Source organism: Paenibacillus sp. S29 (assembly GCF_049319765.1).
Taxonomy (GTDB): Bacteria; Bacillota; Bacilli; order Paenibacillales; family Paenibacillaceae; genus Paenibacillus; species Paenibacillus polymyxa_B.
In genome coordinates this window covers 1-2,956 of sequence record NZ_JBMOUI010000047.1, presented here as the reverse complement: position 1 = coordinate 2,956, position 2,956 = coordinate 1, and the positions used below count along the sequence as shown (strand labels likewise).

Genomic DNA, 2,956 nt, shown 5'->3' with positions numbered 1-2,956 from the left:
GCCCCAGACACAACTGCTATCCGCTCAGGGTTGCGCTTCGCTTGCTCTTCAAAGCGTTCGCTGAGCGAACGGCCTTGTAATGCTCCAAGCCGGCTGTGCGCATTCGGATCATTGAACACCTTCAGAATCTGCTCGGTTTCTTCTACCGTAATCAACTCCAGCTCACCCAGCTTCGCATCCGGGTTCGCCGCCACGGCTTCGGCCAAGCGAACAAAGTGACGTGTCATCCGTTCTACCGTTTCGCGCTCGTACAACGCAGTTGCATACTGCAATCCGAACTGGATACCTGCCTCTTCCTCTCTGGCTTCCAGCGTCAAATCAAACTTCGCTGGCGTTTGTTCCAAACCGTATGAACGGAAGCTCAGATCTGCCAGTTGCAGTTCGCCTTCCTCGGTGGTTTGTAGGGTAAACATCGTATCGAACAGCGGATGGCGGCTCATATCCCGCTTCACATTTAGCTTTTCCACCAGTTCCTCAAATGGATAGTCCTGATGTTCGTAAGCTTGCAGAGCACAAACTTTCACTTCTTCCACGTAGCTGCGGAAGGTATGTTCCGCTGTCGGATAGTTTCGCAATGCCAACGTACCGACGAACATCCCGAGGATCGGTTCCAAATCTGCATGCGGTCGTCCAGCAATCGGTGTGCCGACTACAATATCTTCTTGCCCGCTGTATTGGTGTAAGAGCGCGGTGTACGCTGCCAGCAGCACCATATACAGCGTCGAGCCTGTGTGCGCCGCCAGTTCCTTCAGGCGTTCGCTAGCTTCGCGCTCCAGCCCGAACACCACCGTATCGCCTGCCGTACTTCGTACCGACGGACGGGCAAAGTCTGTAGGTAGATCCAGCACAGGCAGTTCACCCCGGAAGGTGTCGAGCCAGTACGCTTCCTGACGTTGCATCCACTCTTGATGGGCTTCGCTTTGCTGCCATACCGCATAATCCTTGTACTGTATACGCAATGGCGAAAGCTCTTCACCGTCGTATAAGCGGACAAATTCATCGGTCAGTACCCCCATGGACACACCATCCGAGACGATATGGTGCATATCGAGCATGAGCAAATGCTGCGATTCCTGCTCGGTTCCTTGTACACCCAAATCTACCAAGCCTACCCGCAGCAGCGGAGCGGCTTGCAGATCGAACGGACGTACAAACTGTCGCACACGTTCTTGTGCTTCCTGACTGACCATCGTGTCCGCAGTTGCACCCTCTACCTGTACCTTCGTATACTCCACCTCGAACGGCACGGTGTCCTCAATCCATTGCACCGGCTCACTGTCCACCAGCTCAAAGCGGGTACGCAACGTTGCATGGCGGGCGATCAGTTGACGGAACACGTCCTCCACTCGCTTCACGTCCAACGGACCACTCACTTGCAGCACTGACGGCATGTTGTAGTTCACATCATTCGGGTCGAACTGATGCAGCACAAACAGTCGTTTTTGCGCCGAGGAAAGCGGGTAGAAGCTGCGTTCTTCCGTTACCGGAATGGACGCATACGCCACTTGATCCAAACCTTCCATGACCGCTGCCAGTTGTTCAATCGTTGGTGATTCAAAAATACTGCGTAGTGGAAGCGGCTTGTTCAGCTCCTTGTGAATTTTCGAGGCCAGCGTCGTCGCCCGCAGCGAGTGTCCGCCAATCTCGAAGAAGTTTTCCTTCACACCGACCTGCGCCAGACCCAGCACATCCTGCCAAATTTGCGCCAGCTTCACTTCCACCCACGTCCGCGGTGCGATATAATCGGCTCCGCTTTGCAGGTTGCCTTCCGGTGTTGGCAGTGCCTTGCGGTCGATTTTACCATTCGGTGTCAACGGCATCTGCTCCAGCTGCACCAAATACGAAGGCACCATGTAGTTTGGAAGCTCCTCGCCCAGTAAGCTGCGCAGCTCACCAGCGCTCACTTCCCGTTCAGCAACATAGTACGCCACCAGCTGGTTTTGCCCCTGCTCGTCCGCCTGGGCCAGTACGATGACCTCCTGTACGTCCTCCACCTTCAAAATTTGTGCCTCGACCTCGCCCAGCTCGATCCGATAGCCCCGGATTTTCACCTGATGGTCGATCCGGCCCAAATATTCGATGTTGCCGTCTGGCATCCATCTCGCCAAGTCACCCGTACGGTACATTCGTTCGTAGCCGGCTTCACCAGCCGCAAACGGATTTGGTATAAATTTCTCAGCCGTCAGCTCTGGGCGATCCAGATAACCACGGGCCAGACCCGGACCGGACACGCACAGTTCACCCGCTACGCCTACCGGAGCCAAATGTCCATGCACATCCACCATGTACACCCGATGATTCGGCATAGGGCGTCCGATGGAAATGAGTTGTCCTGCCCTTTCATCCTCGGATACCGGCCAGATGGACGTCGCCACCGAGTTTTCGGTTGGACCGTAGCCGTTGTAGTACGCCACCTGATCCTTCCACTTGTATACCAATTCTGTTGAGGATGCTGAACCCGCAGTGAACAGAATACGCAGGTTTGGCATCCGTCCCGGCTCCAGATACACCGCATAGGTCGGTGGCAACGTCGCCACCGTAATCTGATGTTCTGTCATATAATGTTCGAATCTCTCATAGTCCAAAATCGTCTCTGACGTTGGCACATACAACGTGGCTCCGCAGAACAGCGCCTGGAAGATTTCCCAGCAAGCCGCATCAAACGAATAGCTGGCGAACAGCAACGTATGATCCGACGCGCGGATCTTGAGCGTCTGATCAAAATACGTTTTCAGATTGCATAGACCGCGATGCTCCAACATAACACCCTTCGGCTGCCCCGTCGTACCCGACGTATAAATGACATACGCCAGATCGTTTGGACCAGACAACGACTCCAGATTGGAAGCATCCTCGTGATACACACTCTGTGCCCCATTCAGCACCAGCACGTTACCGTCGAAAGCCACTTTATCCACCAGATGGCTTTGCGTTAACAATAGCTCTGCCCCCGAAT

1 protein-coding gene is annotated in these 2,956 nt (G+C 54.6%); it reads right to left on the bottom strand.

Annotated elements, in window-relative coordinates:
* Positions 1–2,956: amino acid adenylation domain-containing protein (locus tag ACL9RM_RS26375; RefSeq protein WP_414126689.1), on the bottom strand; the 2,956-nt coding region annotated here is incomplete at both ends.